Origin of the sequence: Marinobacter maritimus, assembly GCF_007671675.1 — a bacterium.
In the GTDB taxonomy this organism is placed as follows: Bacteria; Pseudomonadota; Gammaproteobacteria; order Pseudomonadales; family Oleiphilaceae; genus Marinobacter; species Marinobacter maritimus.
In genome coordinates this window covers 369,996-390,363 of the sequence record NZ_VCGW01000003.1, presented here as the reverse complement: position 1 = coordinate 390,363, position 20,368 = coordinate 369,996, and the positions used below count along the sequence as shown (strand labels likewise).

At 55.6% G+C, this 20,368-nt stretch carries 19 protein-coding genes; 9 read left to right on the top strand and 10 right to left on the bottom strand.

Features of this window, described 5'->3' with window-relative positions:
• Nucleotides 1-18 precede the first annotated feature (18 nt).
• Nucleotides 19-1,386, bottom strand: a complete 1,368-nt coding sequence (locus FFI90_RS13935) for a hypothetical protein (protein ID WP_144778665.1) — start codon at nucleotides 1,384-1,386, stop codon at nucleotides 19-21.
• A gap of 272 nt (nucleotides 1,387-1,658) precedes the next feature.
• On the opposite strand from FFI90_RS13935, the gene FFI90_RS13930 reads away from it, so the two are divergent.
• The 5 genes from FFI90_RS13930 to FFI90_RS13910 all read left to right on the top strand — a co-directional run bounded on the left by FFI90_RS13930 (nucleotide 1,659) and on the right by FFI90_RS13910 (nucleotide 6,542).
• Nucleotides 1,659-2,828, top strand: coding sequence for an acyl-CoA dehydrogenase (locus FFI90_RS13930; protein WP_144778664.1), 1,170 nt, complete (start codon nucleotides 1,659-1,661; stop codon nucleotides 2,826-2,828).
• 24 nt (nucleotides 2,829-2,852) lie between these two features.
• Entirely contained in the window at nucleotides 2,853-4,049 is a 1,197-nt protein-coding gene (locus FFI90_RS13925; protein ID WP_144778663.1) for an acyl-CoA dehydrogenase family protein, read from the top strand.
• A 10-nt stretch (nucleotides 4,050-4,059) separates the two neighbouring features.
• Entirely contained in the window at nucleotides 4,060-5,202 is a 1,143-nt protein-coding gene (locus tag FFI90_RS13920; protein ID WP_144778662.1) for an acyl-CoA dehydrogenase family protein, read from the top strand.
• 110 nt (nucleotides 5,203-5,312) lie between these two features.
• Nucleotides 5,313-6,074, top strand: a complete 762-nt coding sequence (locus FFI90_RS13915) for a class II aldolase/adducin family protein (RefSeq protein WP_144778661.1) — start codon at nucleotides 5,313-5,315, stop codon at nucleotides 6,072-6,074.
• A gap of 12 nt (nucleotides 6,075-6,086) precedes the next feature.
• Nucleotides 6,087-6,542, top strand: coding sequence for a MaoC family dehydratase (locus FFI90_RS13910; protein WP_144778660.1), 456 nt, complete (start codon nucleotides 6,087-6,089; stop codon nucleotides 6,540-6,542).
• A 66-nt stretch (nucleotides 6,543-6,608) separates the two neighbouring features.
• On the opposite strand, the gene FFI90_RS13905 is transcribed toward FFI90_RS13910, so the two are convergent.
• The 8 genes from FFI90_RS13905 to FFI90_RS13870 all read right to left on the bottom strand — a co-directional run bounded on the left by FFI90_RS13905 (nucleotide 6,609) and on the right by FFI90_RS13870 (nucleotide 14,694).
• A complete protein-coding gene (locus FFI90_RS13905) occupies nucleotides 6,609-7,544 on the bottom strand; it encodes a ketopantoate reductase family protein (protein ID WP_144778659.1) in 936 nt (311 codons plus the stop codon).
• Nucleotides 7,541-9,211 (bottom strand): long-chain fatty acid--CoA ligase, encoded by a 1,671-nt coding sequence (locus FFI90_RS13900; protein WP_144778658.1) that lies wholly within the window; start codon nucleotides 9,209-9,211, stop codon nucleotides 7,541-7,543. The genes FFI90_RS13905 and FFI90_RS13900 overlap by 4 nt, the downstream gene beginning before the upstream one ends.
• Before the next feature lie 25 nt (nucleotides 9,212-9,236).
• A complete protein-coding gene (surE, locus tag FFI90_RS13895) occupies nucleotides 9,237-10,016 on the bottom strand; it encodes a 5'/3'-nucleotidase SurE (RefSeq protein ID WP_144778657.1) in 780 nt (259 codons plus the stop codon).
• Nucleotides 10,013-11,077 carry a phosphotransferase gene (locus FFI90_RS13890; RefSeq protein WP_144778656.1) on the bottom strand — a complete coding sequence of 355 codons (1,065 nt, stop codon included), beginning with the start codon at nucleotides 11,075-11,077 and terminating at the stop codon, nucleotides 10,013-10,015. Before FFI90_RS13890 ends, surE begins: the two co-directional genes overlap by 4 nt.
• A 167-nt stretch (nucleotides 11,078-11,244) precedes the next feature.
• Nucleotides 11,245-12,012 (bottom strand): SDR family NAD(P)-dependent oxidoreductase, encoded by a 768-nt coding sequence (locus FFI90_RS13885; RefSeq protein WP_144778655.1) that lies wholly within the window; start codon nucleotides 12,010-12,012, stop codon nucleotides 11,245-11,247.
• A gap of 155 nt (nucleotides 12,013-12,167) precedes the next feature.
• Complete coding sequence (locus FFI90_RS13880) at nucleotides 12,168-13,370, bottom strand: acyl-CoA dehydrogenase family protein (RefSeq protein ID WP_144778654.1); 1,203 nt, start codon at nucleotides 13,368-13,370, stop codon at nucleotides 12,168-12,170.
• Between the two features lie 74 nt (nucleotides 13,371-13,444).
• Nucleotides 13,445-13,900, bottom strand: a complete 456-nt coding sequence (locus FFI90_RS13875) for a PaaI family thioesterase (protein ID WP_144778653.1) — start codon at nucleotides 13,898-13,900, stop codon at nucleotides 13,445-13,447.
• Complete coding sequence (locus tag FFI90_RS13870; RefSeq protein ID WP_144778652.1) at nucleotides 13,900-14,694, bottom strand: SDR family NAD(P)-dependent oxidoreductase; 795 nt, start codon at nucleotides 14,692-14,694, stop codon at nucleotides 13,900-13,902. The genes FFI90_RS13875 and FFI90_RS13870 overlap by 1 nt, the downstream gene beginning before the upstream one ends.
• A 160-nt stretch (nucleotides 14,695-14,854) precedes the next feature.
• Between FFI90_RS13870 and FFI90_RS13865 the strand changes: the two genes are divergently transcribed.
• On the top strand, nucleotides 14,855-16,456 hold the full coding sequence (locus FFI90_RS13865; protein WP_144778651.1) for a class I adenylate-forming enzyme family protein: 1,602 nt from the start codon (nucleotides 14,855-14,857) through the stop codon (nucleotides 16,454-16,456).
• A 16-nt stretch (nucleotides 16,457-16,472) separates the two neighbouring features.
• On the opposite strand, the gene FFI90_RS13860 is transcribed toward FFI90_RS13865, so the two are convergent.
• Nucleotides 16,473-17,213 (bottom strand): enoyl-CoA hydratase/isomerase family protein, encoded by a 741-nt coding sequence (locus FFI90_RS13860; protein ID WP_144778650.1) that lies wholly within the window; start codon nucleotides 17,211-17,213, stop codon nucleotides 16,473-16,475.
• Between the two features lie 163 nt (nucleotides 17,214-17,376).
• Here FFI90_RS13860 and dctP point away from each other — a divergent pair, with 163 nt between their 5' ends.
• The 3 genes from dctP (at nucleotide 17,377) to FFI90_RS13845 (ending at nucleotide 20,367) form a co-directional block, all read left to right on the top strand.
• Complete coding sequence (gene dctP / locus FFI90_RS13855; RefSeq protein WP_144778649.1) at nucleotides 17,377-18,423, top strand: TRAP transporter substrate-binding protein DctP; 1,047 nt, start codon at nucleotides 17,377-17,379, stop codon at nucleotides 18,421-18,423.
• Nucleotides 18,424-18,514: 91 nt separating this feature from the next.
• Nucleotides 18,515-19,060: a TRAP transporter small permease subunit gene (locus tag FFI90_RS13850; RefSeq protein ID WP_144778648.1), complete on the top strand. Its 546-nt coding sequence runs from the start codon at nucleotides 18,515-18,517 to the stop codon at nucleotides 19,058-19,060.
• Nucleotides 19,057-20,367: a TRAP transporter large permease gene (locus FFI90_RS13845; protein ID WP_144778647.1), complete on the top strand. Its 1,311-nt coding sequence runs from the start codon at nucleotides 19,057-19,059 to the stop codon at nucleotides 20,365-20,367. The genes FFI90_RS13850 and FFI90_RS13845 overlap by 4 nt, the downstream gene beginning before the upstream one ends.
• Nucleotide 20,368: the final 1 nt, after the last annotated feature.

Here is a 20,368-nt window from a genome sequence, read left to right as displayed (position 1 = left end):
TTTTAATCGTTGATGAACTCAAGTACCACAAACTCCGGGTAAGACAAGAATCTCCAAAGCCAATAGCGCAAGTAACAGCGGCACTGCGATTAATACGAATACACCATTCCAGCGAAATGCCACCACCCAACGCGGTACTTGGCCAAAGCGGGACAGCAGCATCACAGATGGCCCAAAGGGTGAAAGCATCATTGCCAGCGAAAAGCCGATAACCAGAGCCACTGATATCAGAATCGGATCCATACCTTCTGCAAGCAGCTGCGGCAGCAGACCCGCCTGAACGCTGAGTACCGTGATGGGGATAACTCCAATGGTTGATAGCAGCGGCAGGCTCAACATACCGACAACCGCGAGCACCCACATTCCACCTGCGGAGGTCGCAAGCCCACTCAGCGCATCCGCCGGAATCACGCTGGACACTGCCACCCCCAAAATTGCCGACGCTGCGAAAATCGCCATTTCATTGTTCATAGAGGAAATCTGGGTCACGCTTTCCTTGAGCACAACCCCGAGCGATCTTTCCTGCCACGCCATATAAAGAAGCGTAACGGATGGGACCGCCATCATGGCGGCGACGGATACTTTGAAATCCGTCAAAGCCACGATAACAGCCATCATGACAAACACGATCGTGACCAACCCCAGCAACTGCAAACTGCCCGACGGCCACTGCTCCAGCGCCACACGCTCACTGCTGACCTGCCGGAAGCGGCGCTGCTCCAGAAACCAGCCAACTACAATCAGGACCACTGCCGCTGCCAGACCATAGGGCAAAAGCATAAACCAGGTTAACTCGGGCAGTTCCCGGGTCAGTATCGCCACCGCAACACTGGTCGGCGCCACCAGAGGAACCAGCGCGAAGCCGCGCAGCGCACTGATCAGAACACTGCGCAACCACTGCAGACGGGATTCACCGGTAATTCCGCGCTCCCGCAGGGTTTCCGACAGGCTGCCGCAGAGCAAATTCATCATGCCAAAGCTCAACACCGACGCTATGCCACAACTAACCAAGGCGTACTTCGGATACAACCAGACCGCGCGACCACCCAGCAGGACATCATGAATCCGGCGCAGAACTTCAAACCGCCGGACAAGGCACTGCATCATCCCCAGGCTGCCAAGAAAGGCGGCGTAAAAAGCAGCATCGGCAGAGGCCTTGACTAGCTTGTCCATGCCCAGTTGGCCACGACCAAAAAACCACGCGGTGACTGCCAAAGAAACCAGCAACAAAATGCGGGAGTATGACTGGAGGTGGTCACCCGCCCACAGAAAACAAAAAATGAACAGCACGCCCGCGATTGCACCGAGCTGAATGCTTGAAAAACTTATAGCAATCAGCTCGATCAATACTGCCAAAGGTAACAGCCAGCGTTCTGCAGTACTCATGCCCGCCCTGCTCTTTGCAGAGCTACACTGACAGAGGTGGTCTCTGCTTGCATTTCACACACACCCGGATTAATCTTTTGCCAAGTAAATACAAAACTCAGTTTCGCTTAATGAAACTATACTAGCATAAATGACAAACATAAATTACATGGCAGTCCGGAATTTTTTATCCCCGGGCGCACTTTCCCAGGTCGCAGACTTAACCTGGGCGAAGGGAGCATTGCCACTGTGACTGAACGGGTTAACAACTGTTTTTACTGAGGAGAAACAACATGGCTTCTGCACCTTGGGACGACTTGCTGCAGTTTGACAAGCAGCTGGACGAAACTGAACGTCAGGTTCGGGACAGCATTCGCGGCTTTTGTGATCAGCGCCTGATGCCCGGCATCCTCGAGGCCAACCGCCACGAAAAGTTCGATCGCAGCATTTTCACCGACATGGGCGATCTTGGCATGCTGGGCGCTACCCTGCCGGAAGAATACGGCGGCCCGGGCCTCAATCACGTCTGCTACGGACTGATCGCCCGCGAGGTTGAGCGTGTTGATTCTGCCTATCGCTCCGCACTGAGTGTTCAATCCTCATTGGTCATTCACCCGATTCACGCCTTCGGCCAGGAAGCCCTCAAAAAACGCATTCTGCCCAAGCTGGCTTCCGGAGAACTCGTTGGCTGCTTCGGCCTGACCGAGCCGAATCACGGCTCTGATCCGGGTAGCATGGAGACCCGCGCCAAGAAAGTGGATGGTGGCTACCTGCTGAGCGGATCCAAAACCTGGATCACCAACTCCCCTATTGCAGACATTTTCGTGGTTTGGGCCAAGCTGGACGGCAAGGTGACTGGTTTTGTTATCGAGCGTGAAGGCGCCAAAGGCCTCGACACCCCGAAGATTGAAGGCAAGTTCTCTCTGCGCGCATCAGACACCGGCTCCATCTTTATGGATGAAGTGTTTGTACCAAACGAAAACAAGCTGGACGTAGAAGGCTTGAAGGGGCCTTTCAGTTGCCTGAATAAAGCCCGCTTTGGCATCAGCTGGGGTTCATTGGGCGCAGCTGAATTCTGCTGGCACGCCGCTCGTAATTACACCCTTGAGCGCAAGCAGTTCGGCAGGCCTTTGGCTGCCAACCAGTTGATCCAGAAAAAGCTGGTCGATATGCAGACCGAAATCACTCTGGGCCTGCAGGCCGCGCTGCAACTGGGTCGCATGATGGATAGCGGCGACGCGACGCCAGATGCAATTTCTCTGCTCAAACGCAATAACTGTGGCAAAGCGCTGGATATCGCACGGGTTGCCCGCGATATGCACGGCGGCAATGGTATCTCCGACGAATACCACGTGATCCGCCACGTTATGAACCTCGAAGCGGTGAATACCTACGAAGGCACCCATGACGTCCACGCCCTGATTCTTGGCCGTGGCCAGACCGGTATCGCAGCGTTTAGCTGAAGCCAAACACGACGAGGCTACTCAATGAATATGAACTACACCACTGAGGAGCTCGCTTTTCGCGACGAAGTGCGAGCGTTCCTGGATGAAAAACTGCCGGCAGACATCGCCGCCAAAGTGAAAGGCTTCCGCCACCTCTCCAAAGAGGACCACCAGCGTTGGCAGAAAATTCTCAGCGCACAGGGCTGGTACGCCTCGCATTGGCCGGAAGAGTACGGTGGTGTTGAGTGGACGCCTGTTCAAAAGCACATCTGGGATGAAGAGTCCTGTCGTTACGGCGTGCCGCGCTCTGTGCCATTTGGCGTAAACATGGTGGCGCCGGTTATCATCAAATTCGGCAACGAAGAGCAGAAGCAGACGTATCTGCCACGCATCCTCAGCGGTGAAGATTGGTGGTGTCAGGGTTACTCCGAACCCGGTGCCGGTTCCGACCTGGCCTCCCTGAAGACCCGTGCAGTTCGCCAGGGCGACCACTACCTTGTGAATGGCCAGAAGACCTGGACCACCCTTGGCCAGTACGCCAATATGATTTTTTGCCTGGTGCGCACCAACACCGAGGTTAAAGCCCAGGCCGGCATCTCCTTCCTGCTGATCGACATGAACACGCCTGGTATTTCCGTGCGCCCGATCATCACCCTTGACGGTGAGCATGAAGTGAACGAAGTCTTCTTTGAAGACGTAAAGGTTCCGGTTGAAAATCTGGTTGGTGAAGAAGACAAAGGCTGGACTTACGCCAAGTTCCTGCTGACCTACGAGCGCACAGGCCTGGCCGGTATCGGCTTGTCCAAGGCAGCGCTGTCCCACCTGAAAGCGCTTGCCTCACGCCGCATCAAGAATGGTCGCCCGCTGATTGAAGATACGGCGTTCAGCCAGCGCATTGCCAAAGTCGAGATTGACCTTATGGCAGCAACTATCAGCAACCTGCGCATTATTGCCGCAGTTGAAGGCGGCGGCATGCCCGGCGCCGAAAGCTCCATGCTGAAGGTGAAAGGCACGGAAATCCGCCAGTCTATTAATGACCTGGCACGCAGAGCCTTGGGGCCTTACGCCATTCCGTTTGTGGAAGAAGAACTGAGTCAGGATTATGACGGCGAGTTCCTGTCAGACGAGAACGCTGCGCCTCTCTCTGCGCAGTATTTCAATAACCGTAAGCTCTCGATTTTCGGCGGATCCAACGAGATCCAGAAAAATATCGTGTCGAAAATGATTCTCGGGCTTTAAGGAGACGACCATGGATTTCCGACTCAATGAAGAGCAGCAGATGCTGCAGGACACCGTGGCCCGTCTGGTACGCGGTGAATACAGTTTTGAAAAGCGTCTTGAGTTCAGTGAGACAGACGCCGGGTTCAGCGTAGATTTCTGGAAGCAGCTCAGTGAACTGGGCCTGACAGCCGTTCCTTTTTCTGAAGAGCTTGGCGGCTTTGGCGGCGGCGGTGTGGAAGTGCAGTCGGTCATGACCGAACTGGGTCGTGGTCTGTGTCTTGAACCCTACCTGCAATCTGTGATTCTTGGCGGCGGCCTTATTGGCCAGGCCGGCAACGACAGCCAGAAAGAAACCTGGCTGGGCGGGATTGCCAGTGGCGAGGTGCAAGCAGCGGTTGCACTCCAAGAGCCCCAAAGCTTTTACGATCTAAACAACGTAGAAACCCGCGCCGAGAAGAAAGACGGCGGTTACCAGCTCAACGGCCGCAAGGCTGTGGTCATTGGCGGGCATTGCGCTGACGTTATTCTGGTATCAGCACGCACGTCCGGTGATGTCCGAGATGCAGGCGGAATCAGCCTGTTTGCTCTTAAAGCGGATACCGCCGGAATTGAACGCCGGGTTTATCCAACCATTGACGGTTCCAAAGGCTGCGACCTTACCCTGAACAACGTTCAGGTAAGTGCCGATGCCTTGATGGGCGAGGAAGGTAAGGCCGCTGAGGTGATTGAGTATCAGGCAGGCCGCGCAATCGCAGCACTGTGTGCCGAAGCCGTCGGGGTTATGGAAGTCGCCAACGAGCTGACTCTGGATTACCTTAAACAGCGCAAGCAATTTGGCGTGCCGATCGGCAAGTTTCAGGTACTGCAGCACCGCATGGTCGACATGATGTCTGAACTGGAGCAGGCTCGCTCCATGGCTACTCTGGCTGCCAGCGTGGCGGACGAAGAGCAGAGCGGTGAGCGCCGCCGCGTGCTGGCTGCCGCCAAAAACGTTATCGGTCGCAGCGGGCAGTTCATTTCAGAACAGGGCATACAGTCCCACGGCGGCATTGGCATGACATGGGAATACAACTTTGCCCATTACGCCAAGCGCCTGATCATGATCAACCACCAGCTGGGCGACGATGATTTCCATCTGGAGCGCTACGCATCCCTTTTACAAGCAAGCTAAACTCCCTGTTCAGTGAGCCTGAGATCTCCTTCTTATCAGTCAAAGGTCTTTTTCGGGGGTGGCTTGCCACCCCCTTTTTTATGCACAGTGAATAACAAGGTGAACAACGCATGACAACAAACACCTCAAACACCGACGCAAATACCCTGAGAGAGGCTGAATGGCAGGTTCGTAGCCAGTTAGCGGCGGCCTATCGTCTTGTCGCCCTGTTCGGGTGGGATGACCTGGTTTTTACCCACCTCTCTGCCCGGGTACCTGGCCCTGAACATCATTTCCTGATCAATCCCTACGGCCTGCTGTTCCACGAGATTACTGCCTCCTCTCTGGTGAAGGTGGACAGAGACGGGCAGGTAGTAGAATCCGGCGGTCTTGGCCGGGTGAATCCAGCCGGCTTTACTATCCACAGCGCCGTACACATGGGGCGTGACGATGCAGGTGCCGTTATGCATCTTCATGCACCAGATGGCGTGGCAGTTTCAGCCCACAGAGACGGCCTGCTACCCCTGAGCCAGACCGCCATGCTATGCCTGGCGCACCTGAGTTACCACGACTATGAAGGCGTGGCTCTCAACCTGGATGAGCGTGAGCGTCTGATACGGGATCTCGGCGACAAGTCCATGATGATGCTGCGCAATCATGGCGTTCTCACCGCAGGTAAAGACGTTCCGGAAACCTTTACGTACCTGTATTTCCTGATGAAGGCCTGTGAGATACAAGTTAAAGCACAGAGTTGTGGCCCGGTGTGGACGCCCTCCGAGCAGGCCATCAAAACGACTGCGGATCAGTCCCAAGCCCTGGGCAGCGCAGCGGCGCTCACCTGGCCGGCACTGCTTCGGCTTCTCGACAGCAAAAACCCAGGTTACGCAGTATAAAAGGGGCACAACATGGTGGAAATACAACTCGACGATCTCGTTAACCACAAAGGAAGTCTGTGTTGCTACAGCCCCTGGCTCACGATCACGCAGGAGATGATCGGAGCCTTTGCCGAGGCCACGGGTGACCACCAGTGGATTCACGTGGATGTGGAGCGGGCAAAGCGGGAGTCGCCGTGGAAAAGCCCGGTAGCCCATGGGTACCTGACGGTATCTCTGATGTCCCGGCTTAACCCGCAGGCGCTGCGGGTAACGGGCACGAAGGCCACGATTAATTACGGGCTGAATAAGCTGCGATTCCCAGCGGCCGTGCCAGTGGGTTCGGAGATCCGCACTAAAGTCGAGCTGGTAGACGTTATACCGGTGGATAACAAAAGAACCTTGGCGACTTACAAAACCACCGTGGAAATAAACCACCAGGACAAGCCGGCCTGCGTAGCAGAAAACCTCGCTATGTATGTAGTCTGAGCGAGGCTACTGAACAAAACTACGTTATTCGGAGCCCGCAAGCGGGCTCTGAGTACTGTCTGAATACTATTCACGCCCCTCCAGCGCTGCACGCATCTTCAGAGTCACCAACACCGTATTCAGGTGAGGCACTGAAAGGCCACGGCGCTTGGCTAATGCCACCACATTACCCAGAACCGCCTCACGTTCAATCGGGCGGCCGTTCAGGTAATCCAGTGCCATACTGTTCTTGTAGGCGGGCATTTTTCGGGTGCCCTCGATGTTCTGATCGATTAATGCTTCATCCATTGGATAGCCTTCGGCGGCAGCCACAACCATCACCTCACGCATCATGGCTCGAATCAGGTCCTCACCGCCCTCAGTATCCAGAATGGTAAGGGTGTCCGCTCCGTTGGCAATAACAGACAAGGGGTTGAACGGAGTATTCCATAAACACTTGCGCCAGCGCTCACCCACCACACGCTCGGTCAGATCGATCCTGATACCGCCCTCTATAAACAGCTGAGACAACACCCGGCAGTTCTCGTCAACGCCTTCAGGGTAACGCCCCATCACCAGCTTGCCGTACGCTTTATGCTCCACAACACCAGATTCTGTGCGGCTTGCCGCAATAAAGGCCAGACAACTTATAAGCGGGTTATCCGGGTAGGCATGGGCCAGCTCTCTCTCGATATCCAGCCCGTTTTCGATCAGTACCAGGCAGGTTTTCTCGCCCATCCAGGGCGCGACCAGTGCAACCCGGTCCACACCGGGCAAAACCTTCACGCACAGAATGAGAAAGTCAGGCGATTCCTCCGGCAAATCACCATCACGGTATACATGATCGGGTTCGTAGGACAGATCTCCAAGCGGGCTGGTGATACGAATACCCTGGGCCCTGACCGTTTCATAACCTGAACGCAAAACGGTGCTCACCGAGCAACCGGCTTTCTTCAGAATGGCGCCGTAGAAGCTGCCTATAGCGCCGGCACCGACAATCAGAATTCTGGGTTTATCGTTCATGACTTGTCCCTTCCCTTCCATTCTTCGTCCTGAAGCGCTCGCCACATCAGCTTGCCTGTGGGGGATTTTGGCAGCGCACTCACAAATTCAACAATGGTAGGTACTTTATAGACTGCCATCTGTTCCTTGCACCAACCTGTAATGTCCTCAACGCTGGTGGTGCCTTCCCCTTCTGGTGTGAGCACGATACAGGCCTTCACGGTTTCACCCCGCTTGGGATCCGGCGCTGAGATAATGCACACCTCATGAATGTCAGGGTGCCGGTACATCAGACCCTCCACTTCCGATGGCCACACTTTGAATCCGGATGCGTTGATCATTCGCTTAAGGCGATCGACCATGAAGAAATAACCCTCTTCGTCGTAATACGCGAGATCACCGGTGCGGAAAAAGCGCTTGCCGTCAATTTCGATAAACGCCGCATCGGTTTCGGCCGGCCGATTCCAGTAGCCAATGGTTACTTGCGGGCCACAGGAGACGATCTCACCGGTTTCACCCGGGCTTTTCTCTTCGAGGGTATCCACATCGATAATCCGGCTGTCCACATCAAACACCGGAATACCCAGGCACTGGGCTTTGGGCTTTGCGTTGGGGTTGATATGGGTCGCGGCCATGGTTTCTGACAGGCCATAACCCTCGATGTAGTTCAGGCCCGTCAACTTTTTCAGCTTCTCCGCCACGGCGACCGGCATGGCAGCGCCTCCGCCACCAATCATGTTGAGGCTGGAGAGGTCGTATTTGGCAATATCCGGATTGGAAAGAAAGTCCACAGCCATGGTGACAATATTGGTCCAGGCGGTGACCTTGTAGCGCTCAATGAGCCTTGATGCAGTGGTTCGATCCCAGCGGGTCATAATCACCGAAGTGGAACCTGCGAAAATCGGCCCATTCATGGAACCTGTCATGCCGGTTACATGGAAAAATGGCAGAGTGGCCAGCTGTACGCTGTCTGACGTGCTCAGGTTCCAGAACACACGATGTACCGCCGTTGCCATCACCGAGCGATGAGTGTGCATGCAGCCTTTTGGTGCACCGGTTGTACCCGAGCTATAGGGAATCACCGCCAGGTCTTCAGGGCCAGCCATATGTTTTTGGGGGCTATGGCCCGCCGCGATGGCGCTTTCCCAGCTCACCAGGCCTGAAACATCGCCCGACCAGGCCGGGCTTGCCACTTCCGCAGGCAGGTCCAGGTCGGTACCAGGCTCGATGTAGGTGTTATATGAAGCCACCACCACCTGCTCCAGATCGGTGCTTTCCAACATCGGCGCAATGTATTCAGCCAGCTCCTGGCCCGCCAGGCAGACGGCCGAGCGGGTATCCGCAATAAAGTGTTCGAGTTCTGCGGCCCGGTTCATGGGATTGACCGGAATCACCACTGCATCCGCTCGCAAAATCGCATAGTAAGAAATTACATACTGCGGCGAGTTCTGCATATACAGCAGTACCCGATCACCCTTTTTCACGCCCTGTGCCTGCAGATAACCGGCCATGGCCTCCACTTCCGCCAGCAGGCGGCGATATGTGATGGGCGCATCGTAAAAAATAATGGCCGTATGCTCGGGGTAGCGCAGGGCCGAGATTTCCAGGTTGGTAAAAACACTGGTTTTCGGCAGAGTCATGGTCTTGGGCAACTCTTTAGGCCAGACCGCATAGTGGCGTGTGAACATGATTATTGTTCTCTTCAGGTTTAAATCAGTCTGCCAGCATTGCGGACAGATCAAATTCTTTGGTTTCCCCGCGCAGGGGGGCTTCGTGCCTTAACGGCGTAATAGCAATCGCCCTGTCTCTCAGCACAGCAACATCGGAATCCGGCGCTACGATGTGCCGCGAGCTGCGGTCAAACCCCAGCCACCAGTATGGCAGGCTGCGAGAGTCCTGGCCGGCTTTCAGGCGGGCTTGCTGGATGGAGCCGCTTGACTGCTTACACCAGCGCGCAGACACAATGTCTCCGACCTCACAGGCGGGAAAGTTAACGTTCCAGGCCAGAGCTTCGCCCGGCTGCCATAGCTTCCGGATTACCGCTTCGCCAAATTGTTCAACCGGAGACCAGTCAATTCCTTCGCGAGACAAAAAGGCCTGGCTGAGAGCGATGGCGGGAATGTTCATGTGGTGAGCGCTGAGCACTGCGCCGACCGTACCCGAATACTGCACCGAGTCACTGATGTTGGCACCGCAATTGACGCCAGACAGCACCAGATCCGGAGGCGCTTCGCCAAACCACTGGGCCAGAGAGTAGAGCACGCAATCCGCCGGTGTGCCGGAAACCGCGTAGCGTTTATCCCCGGCCTCATAGACCCGTAACGGATGGTGTATCGATATGCTCTGGCCTGCCCCGCTGCGATCGTGCTCCGGAGCAACGATCCATACCTCCTCCGCCAGATTGCGGGCAATTTTTTCCAGCCGCGCCAACCCCGGAGCGTTAATGCCGTCGTCGTTGGTAATAAGGATGCGTCGAACCATGGGGGCGTTCATAACCGCTCACCTGCACTCGCAATCGCCCAGCCGGTTTGCGCCAGCATGCTGGCCCGCTTACCCACTTCCAGGGCATTGGCGTTGGCGGCATTACCGTCAAGCGCCCGTTTGTAGACACCCTGAACGATAGACGCCAGTCGGAACAGCGAAAACGCAAGATACACATGCCAGTCTGTAATGCCCTGGCGGCCTGTTTTGGCGCAATAGCGAGCGATGGCTTCCTGCTCGCTCGGTATACCTAGTGCGCCCAGATCTTCCCCCAGCAGTCCGCGCATGCCCGGCATGTCGAACGGTAGATGATAGGGCAGGCAATAATAAGCCAAGTCCGCCAGCGGGTGCCCGAGCGTTGAGAGTTCCCAGTCCAGCACGGCGATCACTTCGGGCTTGTCTGGCGCCAGCATCAGGTTGCCGAAACGGTAGTCACCGTGAGCAATCGCGCATTCATCAGTGGACGGTAGATTTTCGGGCAGCCACGCCATTAGTTTGTCCATGGCGGGCATGTTGTCGGTTTTGGCTGCCAGATACTGTTTGCTCCAGCGCGAAACCTGGCGTGCCACATAGCCTTCCGGGCGACCGTAATCGCCAAGGCCAACGGCATTCACATCAACGGAGTGCAGTTCTGCGAGTGTGTCGATGGCGGAGTGGTGGGCTGGCAGCCTTTCCTGACGATCCAGCTCTCGCAAGGCGGAATGGCTGACAATGCGGCCCTCCAGAAAGTCCATCACGTAGAAGGGCGTACCAATGATCTCGCTGTCTTCACACAGGACTCTGGCCTTGGGCACCGGAAAATTGGTGTTGTCTGAGAGTGCCCGGATTACCTTGTACTCTCTCTCGACCATGTGAGCAGAGGGCAGAGTTTTTCCGGGTGGTTTTTTGCGCAGAACGTATCGGCCGCTGTCGGTATCCAACAGATACGTGGGGTTGGACTGACCGCCCTGGAACTGTTTTACCTCAAGGCGGTTACCGAAGCCTGGCATGGCTTGCTGGAGCCAGGACAGGAGCCTGGCTTCATCGAATTTGTGGGCTGGGAGGACGGTTACCAGCTCTGGGGTTATGCTCATTGTTTTTGTTGCCTTTAGTTATCAGGTGGCGGCCTTTGTTTGGGGGCAGCGGTCTGCGGGTGGTGAGGCTTTTCTTTCGGAAAAAACAACTCGCTGCGCTCAGACATTTTTTCCTGCAGAAAAGCCTCACCACCCACAGCCCTTGGCGGAATTCAGTGCTTAATCGCTTAACAGATGGTTTCGCCGCCGTCGGCTACTATGGTTTGGCCGGTTATGTAGGCACTAGCCTTGGTTGACAAAAAGACTGCCAGGCCGGCGATGTCTACCGGGTCGCCGATTCGTCTTAGCGGGGTTTTATCTTCTGCGCGCTTGACCCGCACCGGGTCTTCCCACAGGGCTTTCGCAAAATCGGTCTTGATAAGGCCCGGGGCGATGCTGTTGATACGAATACCCTTCGGGCCCCATTCAACTGCAAGATTCCGGGCCAGGGCCGCCTCGGCCGCCTTGGAAACACCGTAAGTTCCGATCGTGGTGTTGCCACGGATTCCGGCGATGCTGGACAGCATCACAACGGCGCCCTCGCCTTTTTCCGCCATCTGCGGCAGCACCATGTTGGTGAGCCAGAACGAGCCTTTAACGTTAGTGTCCATGATCTTGTCCCAGGCCTCGTCGGTCATTTCGGAGGTTGGGCCATAGACGGGGTTGGTGGCGGCGTTGCATACGAGCACATCGATAGTGCCCCAGGCTTCGTTTGTCTTGTTCACCAGGTTCTGCAGGTCGTCTTTTTTACCGACGTGACAGGGTATGGCCATGGCCTCGTAACCTTGCGATTTCAGCTCATTCGCAACCTGCTCACAAGCATCGGCTTTGCGGCTGGAGATAACAACTTTAGCGCCCAGCCGGGCCATTTCTTCGGCAATTGAACGGCCAATACCTTTGGTGGAACCCGTGATCAGGGCTACCTTGCCGGTCATGTCAAAAAGTGGATTGTTCATATCGTGATCCTCATACTCAAAGCTGCGGGAGCCGGCGGGAAGAGCGCTCAGGGGATGTCAAAAACACGGATGTTTTTGACAAGCCTACAGGGACGTATTCACAGCGTGCCCCTGAGCGCTCTTCCCGTCGGCTCTTCCCCAAAAGTGCGATTCGGTTAGCGGTACTGACGCAGTTCAATCTTGGCAACAGAATCCAGGTGCACCTCATCCGGGCCATCTGCCAACCGCAATGTCCGAACCTTGGCCCAGGCTGACGCAAGGAAGGTGTCCTGGCTCACGCCGGCACCACCGTGGACCTGAATGGCACGGTCGAGCACTTTCAAAGCCATGCTCGGAGCAATCACCTTGATCATGGCGATTTCCTGACGAGCTACCTTGTTACCCACGGTATCCATCATGTGCGCAGCCTTCAGAGTCAACAGCCGCGCCTGCTCGATCTCGATGCGACTACGGGCAATGTCCTTACGGATAGAATCAAAGCTGGACAGCGGCTTGCCGAATGCCTCGCGCTCGTTGGCACGCTTACACATCAGCTCCAACGCACGCTCAGCCACACCAATAGTGCGCATGCAGTGGTGAATGCGACCTGGCCCAAGACGACCCTGGGCGATTTCAAAACCACGCCCTTCACCCAGTAGCATATTGGTAACAGGAACCCGCACGTTTTCGTAATGAACCTCTGCATGACCGTGAGGTGCGTGATCATAACCAAACACTGTCAGCGGGCGGACCAGCTTCACGCCGGGCGCATCCAACGGCACCAGAATCATGGATTGCTGCTGATGCTTGGGCGCTGTCGGATCGGTCTTGCCCATTACGATGGCAATTTTTGCCGAGGTCGTCATGGCACCTGAAGACCACCACTTTTTGCCGTTGATCACATATTCATCGCCTTCGCGCCGAATTTCACAGGCAATATTGGTGGCATCAGAGGAGGCCACATCCGGCTCGGTCATGGAGAAACAGGAACGAATTTCACCTGCCAGCAAAGGCTTAAGCCACTGTTCCTGCTGTTCTTCATTGCCGTACCGCGCGATGGTTTCCATGTTGCCGGTATCCGGCGCGGAGCAGTTGAACACCTCCGGTGCCATTTCAGAACGACCCATGATTTCGCACAGATGGGCGTATTCAAAGTTGGTCAGACCGGCGCCCAAATCACTCTCCGGTAGAAACAGATTCCAGAGACCCTCGGCCTTCGCCTTCACTTTCAGCTCTTCGATGATCGGAACCGGCGCCCAACGATTCTCTGCCTTTTCAATCTGCTCGTGGTGCGTGTGTTCGTTGGGATAGATGTGCGCATCCATGAACTCGTTCAGCTGCGCCTGCAGTTTTTTTACTCTGTCAGATAACTCGAACATGTCGCTTCCTCTTTAATAATGATTCGTTGACCGGTCTTCATCGCCGATCAGGCTTTTGTTAAATGTTCTGAAAATCAGATAGGAACGCCTTCGGGCTTGTCGCTGCCAGACCGAATCCGGAACGTGCCCTCGGCAATGGCAAGCAGGTTGCCTTTGTCGTCATGGACTTCGCCAGTACTATTGAAAATCCGCGTGCCACCCGCCCGCTTGCGCCCGGTTACACGAATGGTGCCGCTGGAGCATTGGCCGGTAAACGTTGTGGTTAAAGACAGGGTGATGGCTTTGCGCATCCGCCCCGGGTAGGGACAGTGTGTGCCGGCTTGCGCCATGGCAATATCAAGCAGCGAGGTAAGCACACCGCCGTGGATAACCCCGCCCAGATTCAGGTGCCTCGGCTGCAGCTCCAGCGCAATAACCGCTTCATCTTCCTCCCAGGAGGCCTGGCGGTATCCGAGCAGGTTATGAAAGCCCGGCAGCTCTGTGCCATCTACATAAGCACCATCGACAGAAGACAATTCTTGCTTGCTCATTACACTTTCATTCCTGGCAGATTCAGAGAGGCAGTATTGCCGCCATCTACCGGCAGCGCTTGCCCGGTGATATAGCTGGCATCGTCACTGGCAAAAAACAGAATGGCCGCCGCGATTTCTTCCGGGTTGCCATAACGGCGGAGTTCGCAGCGAGCGCCCAGCTTGTGGGCTTTTTCATGGGCGCGGGCGTAGTCAAATACCGGTTTCGTCATGCCGGTCTCCACGAGGCCCGGGCACACGGCGTTCACACGAACATTGTCGGCGCCAAGATCACATGCAGCGGTCATGGTGAGATTAATCACTCCAGCCTTGGAGGCGCTGTAAGCGTTGCCTCCCGCGCCGGACCGGATACCAGCAACCGAAGCAGTGTTAATAATAGAACCGAGTTTGCGGGCCTGCATGTGGGGCGCAACATGTTTGATAAGCAGCATGGTGCCAACAAGGTTAACGGACAACACACTGTCCCACTCATCTCGCTCGTTTTCTGTTACCGGCGGATGGCCTTTACCTATGCTCGCAATGCCTGCGATATTGCACAGGATGTCGATCTTTCCGAACGCTTTAATAGCCTCGCTGACCAGTTCTTTTACCTGAACCTCCTCGGCAACGTTGACGGTGCGCCGGCGATGTTCAGCGCTTGCGGGCATCAGATTCCCGGTTTCAACCAGGCCAGACTCGGAAGTATCCGCCATCACCACCCGGGCACCCTCACGGGCCAGTCGTAAGGCAGTTGCCCGACCGATACCACTACCTGCCCCGGTAACAATGGCCACTCGACCATCAAAACGCCCCATGCCGCTGCTCCTTGTATCTCAAATTTTATTTTTCGCGGGTTTTATTATTGCGCTGGCGGTTTTGCTTTCGCATTAATTTGTCATGCCTTCCGCTTTTGAGTCAATATAATCGGAAGTAAATTTCACTAGTCAAAACACAATAGCAGCATAAGGTACAAAAATGAAAAGTAACCTGAGCAAAATGCCGGTGTATGCACCCATAACCCAAAATGAACCCATGGAGGCCATCGGCCACCAGATACAGTCGTTTGTCGACACCCGCGCAAACCATCCCGCATTGATCAGCGAACACGGCACTTTGAGCTGGCGCGACCTTCTGGACCGGACCAACCAGATCGCCAACCACCTGAGAGACGAAGGCCTGCGGACCGGCGATTCAGTTGCTGCGTTGTCGGAGAACAGTGCCGATTATGTTGCGCTGTATCTTGGCGTACTGACTGCAGGCGGCTGCATGGTGCCGCTTTCGGGCATGGCCAGTCCCGAAACACTGAGCCTGATGCTGTCCGATTGCAGCGCCCAATTTCTGTTTGTGTCGCAAAAAAACCAGGACCTCTTTCATAGCTTCCAACCCGGGCTGAAGGGATTGTCAGCCGACCGCATTATTGCCCTGGATGACAATGGTGAAGGGATTGGCGAAACACTGAGCGACTGGCTTGGCAATGCCTCTACAGAAGCCGCGCCCGCAGATGTAACAATGGATGATGCCTTCAACATCATCTATAGCTCCGGCACGACCGGCACCCCGAAAGGCATCCTTCATGATTACCGTTTCCGGCAGAGACAGATGGTGCGCATGAGCCGCTTCGGGTTGGATGGCGATGCCGTTAACCTGGTCTCAACACCGTTGTACTCCAACACCACACTGGTTTCAGTGTTACCCACGCTGTTCCATGGCGGCACCCTGGTGATCATGGCGAAGTTCGACGCCCGGCGGTTTCTGGAACTGGCCGAAACACACCGTGTGACCCACGCCATGCTGGTGCCGGTGCAATACCAGAGGATCCTGGCCGACACGGAGTTTGAACGATTCGATCTCTCCAGCTTCAAGCTGAAACTCTGCACCAGTGCACCTCTGAGACCCGACGTAATAGCCGACGCCATGGCGCGTTGGCCCGGCAATCTACGGGAGGTTTACGGCCTCACAGAGGGCGGCATTTCAACCAGTCTCGACTGTGCAGCGCACCCGGACAAGTGGAGTTCGGTGGGCGTCCCAACGGAGGGCGCGGAAGTGCGCGTAATCGACGAAAATGGCCGCGAACTCCCAAAAGGCGAAATCGGTGAGCTCGTCGGCCGTGCCATTTCGATGATGCGGGGTTATGTGAACCGACCGGAGCAGACCCGGGAAATGTTGTGGCAAAGCCCACAAGGCAATATGTTTTATCGTAGCGGAGATATGGGACGAATCGACGAGGACGGTTTCATTCATATTCTCGATCGCCGCAAGGACATGATCATTTCCGGTGGGTTCAATATTTACGCGATTGATCTTGAAAAGGCGCTGCTGGCGCATCCAGCGGTGGACGATGCAGCGGTTATCGGTATTCCAAGCGAACAGTGGGGTGAAACACCGTTAGGCCTGGTCGTTCTCAAGCCCGGGCACAAGGATTCCGGGCCGGCGATACTCGAATGGGCCAACGAAAAACTGGGCAAAAGCCAGCGCATCTCTGCCATCGAATTCCGAGATGAGCTGCCCCGCTCTACTATCGGCAAGATCCTTAAACGGGAACTGCGCGAGCCTTACTGGCACGCTGCCCCACAATAGCCCGCGCTAATTCCGCTCAGCGCCGGGCCAGCTTATCCAGTGCGGCCCGGCAATCCTCGGAACGAAGCCGCTCAGTAAAAACCTCTCTTTCCCGCTCAAGCGCTTGCTCTATCTGCTCTCGCCAAGGCGCCCGGATAAGTCGCTTACTGGCCCGCAGTGCCTCACGGGGCTTACTGACCAGATTCCCGGCGATTAGCAACGCTTCAGACAAAGCCTGCCCATCACCCACAAGTCGGTTTACCAGCCCGCAATCCCTGGCCTCACTGCCGCTGATCACGTCGCCCAGCAATAAAAGATCGGTGGCTTTGCGTGACCCCAGATGCAGGGGCATGGTGACTGTCGAAGCTGCCTCGGGCACCAACCCAAGATCCACAAACGCTGTCTTGAATTTTGCACTTTCGGCAGCGACCACAACGTCCACGTGCAACAGCAAAGTGGTGCCAATACCTATTGCCAGGCCTTCAACGGCAGCTATAACCGGCGTATCGCAATTCATCAGCGCTTCAATGAACGCCAGTCCGGCAGAGGGCTTCGGGTGCTCATCCGTGGCGCGAGCCCGGAAATCATCCAGGTCGTTTCCCGCCGTGAACACGCCACCGGCTCCGGAAATGACAATAGCACTCACGCTCTCATTTTCGTTGGCACGGGTTACCGCGTCACTCAGTTGCTGGTACATGTCCCGTGTCAGGGCATTTTTCTTCTCAGTACGATTGATAATAAGCTGAAGCACACCGTGAGACTGCTGACTGACGATCATTGAGCTATCCTTTCAAATAGTTTCTGGGTCTACGCCTAAAACATCCTATTGCAAAAGCCCGATCTTGTGTTAGATTCAGAAAACAATAGTTCACCCTGCAGTCGTCAATTCTGCACAGTGAAACAACAATAAGCATCATTACAACAACGAACGAGGCACAGTCATGAATCTCTTTGCCAACGCACGCAAAGCCCTGACCGTTTACGCGTCAGCTCTTACCTTAGGTGTTTCCGCTGCTCTGGCCGCTGCGCCCGCAGCAGCCCAGGAAACCTTCACCTGGAAAGTACAGTCTCACTGGCCAGGCGCCAGCAGCTCCTACACAGACAGCCTGGTAAGGCTGCAACGAGTTCTGGAAGAGCGCACAGACGGACGTCTGAAGCTCAAGCTTTATGAAGCCGGCGCGCTGTTCAAGGCGCAGGAAACATTCAATGCTGTGAGCCGCGGCATTCTTGAAATGGGCACAATTTCACCATCGTACGCTCAGGATAAAGTCTCTCTTGCCGGCATTGCGTCCGGCCTGCCCTTTGCGTTCCGCAACGTATGGGAAGCTGAGTACTTTCATCAGGGCATGGGCTTTGAACAGATGCTCCGTGACGAAGCGGCAGAGCACAACGTCTACTGGGCGACCGACAAGGTTTACCCCACCGAGATGGTGATCAAAAAGCCTATCAATAACTGGGAAGATTTCACCAGCCTGAAGATTCGCTCCTCGGGTGTCCTGCAAAAGTTCCTGACCGAAGCGGGTGCTGCGGCCTCTTATATTCCGGGCAGCGAGCTTTACTCGGCACTGGACTCGGGCATTGTTGACGGTGCCCATTGGGGTGCAGCTCAGGGCGCCGCCAGCATGGCTCTGTATGAAGTGGCCAAGTACCACGTTCAACCAGCCCTGAACATTGCGGGCACGGACGTCATCATTGTCAGTATGAAGGCGCTGAACAAGTTGCCGAAAGACATGCAGGAGATCGTCAAAGATGCTCTTGATGAGCAATTCTGGATTCGTACCAACGAATACCTTTATAAGGAACGCCTTACCCTGGCCAAAGTCATCGCCGAACAGGGTGTGCAGGTAAACGTTCTGCCGGATGACGTTCAGGACAAACTGGTAAAAGCAGCCCAAGCAATGTGGGACGAGGAAGGCGAGCGCAGCGCAAACGCCAAGAAGGCGCTGGACATGCTGAAAGGCTACCTGGCCGAGCTCGGCTACCTCTGAGCTGAGAGATCAGATAACGGATAGAGGCCGGCGTCTTTGATGCCCGGCCTTTTTATCCCTGAAGCAACCCAACATCCTCCTGGAGAATGCCATGAGTGTGCTGACCGCATTCATTAGCGGGGTCACCCGCCTTAATGACTTTGTCGGGCGCTGGATAGCCTTGCTCGTTTTCGCCATGTTCGCGTTCCTGCTATTGGAGGTGGGGTTTCGTTATCTGCTAAACGCTCCCACAGCCTGGACCAACGAGCTTACCCAGATGCTGTTCGGCGTTTACGCGGTCATGTCAGGAGGCTACATCATGGCTCATCGGGGCCATGTCAATGTCGACCTTCTGCACTCAAAACTGCCCCCCCGCAAGCGGGCGGTAATGGACATCTTCACTTCACTGATATTTTTCATCTTTACCCTTGCCTTGTTGTGGTTCGGCATTGATATGGCCAGCGAATCCATATCGAGCTGGGAGACCACCTACTCGGCCTGGAATCCCCCGGTTTGGCCAGTCAAACTCGCCATCCCCGTCGGCACTGGACTGCTGGTACTGCAGGGCCTGGCCAAGCTCCTTGAAGACATCGCCATTGCCTTCAACCTGGATTATCACCGCCCCGATCAGAGCATTTCCGAAGGAGAGCAGTCGTGAGTATTGAAATCCTGACCCTGCTGTTTTTCGGCTCGCTGCTGTTTTTCCTGCTACTGGGCTTGCCGCTGGCCTTTGTTCTCGGTGGCGTTTCGGTAATCTTTCTTTATTTCACCTGGGGATTTGATTCCTTCTATATGGTGGCCTCGCAGATCTGGGGCACCATGGGCAGCTTTACCCTGGTTGCCATACCCCTGTTCGTTTTCATGGCCATGGTGCTGGAACGGACTGGTGTCGCAAGAGATCTGTACCGGATGATGCACCTGTGGTTTGGCGGCCTTCGCGGCGGTCTGGCAATAGGAACCCTGGTTATCTGCGCGGTATTTGCGGCCATGGTTGGCATCAGCGGCGCAGCAGTTGTTGCCATGGGAACCATCGCACTCCCCTCCATGCTGGAACGGGGCTATGACCGCAAGATGGCGTTGGGGGTCATCAATACAGGTGGCGGCTGGGGCATTCTGATCCCACCCAGCATACTGATGATTCTCTACGCACTGATTACCGGTGTATCCGTAGGCCAGATGTTTGCTGCCGGCATCATGCCGGGTGTGCTGCTGATGGTTATGACTGTTCTTTACATCCTCATACGCTCCACCCTGCAGCCGCACCTGGCACCAGCGCTGCCGCCGGAGGAACGTGGCACCTGGCCCGAAAAGCTTCGCGCCCTGAGAGCTGTACTGCTGCCCATTGGCGTTGTTTTCATGGTGCTGGGCTCCATTATCGGCGGCATTACCACGCCAACAGAAGCCGCCGCCATGGGTGTTCTCGGCTCGCTGATTTCGGCAGCCGTTTATCGCCAACTCAAGTGGAGCATCCTGCAGGAAGCGGCTATTCGCACCTTCAAGCTCACCGGCATGATCATGTGGATCCTGTTTGCCGCCCACGCATTCAGCGCGGCATACCAAAGCATGGGCGCGCAGGAACTCATCGAAGGCATGATGCAGCACATCCCCGGCGGCCCGTGGGGCATTATCGTCGCGATGATGGTAATCATCTTCTTCCTGGCCATGGTGCTTGACCCGGTTGGCATCATGCTGATCACTCTGCCGGTGTTTATGCCGATCGTGAAATCACTTGGCTTCGATCCGATCTGGTTCGGCATCCTGTTCGTGATTAACATGGAGATCGGCTACAAGACGCCACCTTTCGGGTTTAATCTGTTCTATCTTAAGGGCGTGGTTCCGCCGGGCATTACCATGAAGGACATCTACACCTCCGTGGTGCCGTTTGTGATCATCGAGATAATCGCCATTGGCATAATTATGGTGTTTCCGGAAATTGCCACCTGGCTGCCGGGTGTGTTTTTCTGAC

Coding starts and splice junctions, on each gene's coding strand:
- surE (WP_144778657.1), bottom strand. CDS start 10,016: ATGAACGCCCCCATGGTTCGACGCATCCTTATTACCAACGACGACGGC.
- FFI90_RS13875 (WP_144778653.1), bottom strand. CDS start 13,900: ATGAGCAAGCAAGAATTGTCTTCTGTCGATGGTGCTTATGTAGATGGC.
- FFI90_RS13880 (WP_144778654.1), bottom strand. CDS start 13,370: ATGTTCGAGTTATCTGACAGAGTAAAAAAACTGCAGGCGCAGCTGAAC.
- FFI90_RS13900 (WP_144778658.1), bottom strand. CDS start 9,211: ATGTTCACACGCCACTATGCGGTCTGGCCTAAAGAGTTGCCCAAGACC.
- FFI90_RS13935 (WP_144778665.1), bottom strand. CDS start 1,386: ATGAGTACTGCAGAACGCTGGCTGTTACCTTTGGCAGTATTGATCGAG.
- FFI90_RS13885 (WP_144778655.1), bottom strand. CDS start 12,012: ATGAACAATCCACTTTTTGACATGACCGGCAAGGTAGCCCTGATCACG.
- FFI90_RS13925 (WP_144778663.1), top strand. CDS start 2,853: ATGAATATGAACTACACCACTGAGGAGCTCGCTTTTCGCGACGAAGTG.
- FFI90_RS13910 (WP_144778660.1), top strand. CDS start 6,087: ATGGTGGAAATACAACTCGACGATCTCGTTAACCACAAAGGAAGTCTG.
- dctP (WP_144778649.1), top strand. CDS start 17,377: ATGAATCTCTTTGCCAACGCACGCAAAGCCCTGACCGTTTACGCGTCA.
- FFI90_RS13930 (WP_144778664.1), top strand. CDS start 1,659: ATGGCTTCTGCACCTTGGGACGACTTGCTGCAGTTTGACAAGCAGCTG.
- FFI90_RS13920 (WP_144778662.1), top strand. CDS start 4,060: ATGGATTTCCGACTCAATGAAGAGCAGCAGATGCTGCAGGACACCGTG.
- FFI90_RS13865 (WP_144778651.1), top strand. CDS start 14,855: ATGAAAAGTAACCTGAGCAAAATGCCGGTGTATGCACCCATAACCCAA.
- FFI90_RS13860 (WP_144778650.1), bottom strand. CDS start 17,213: ATGATCGTCAGTCAGCAGTCTCACGGTGTGCTTCAGCTTATTATCAAT.
- FFI90_RS13890 (WP_144778656.1), bottom strand. CDS start 11,077: ATGAGCATAACCCCAGAGCTGGTAACCGTCCTCCCAGCCCACAAATTC.
- FFI90_RS13915 (WP_144778661.1), top strand. CDS start 5,313: ATGACAACAAACACCTCAAACACCGACGCAAATACCCTGAGAGAGGCT.
- FFI90_RS13850 (WP_144778648.1), top strand. CDS start 18,515: ATGAGTGTGCTGACCGCATTCATTAGCGGGGTCACCCGCCTTAATGAC.
- FFI90_RS13870 (WP_144778652.1), bottom strand. CDS start 14,694: ATGGGGCGTTTTGATGGTCGAGTGGCCATTGTTACCGGGGCAGGTAGT.
- FFI90_RS13905 (WP_144778659.1), bottom strand. CDS start 7,544: ATGAACGATAAACCCAGAATTCTGATTGTCGGTGCCGGCGCTATAGGC.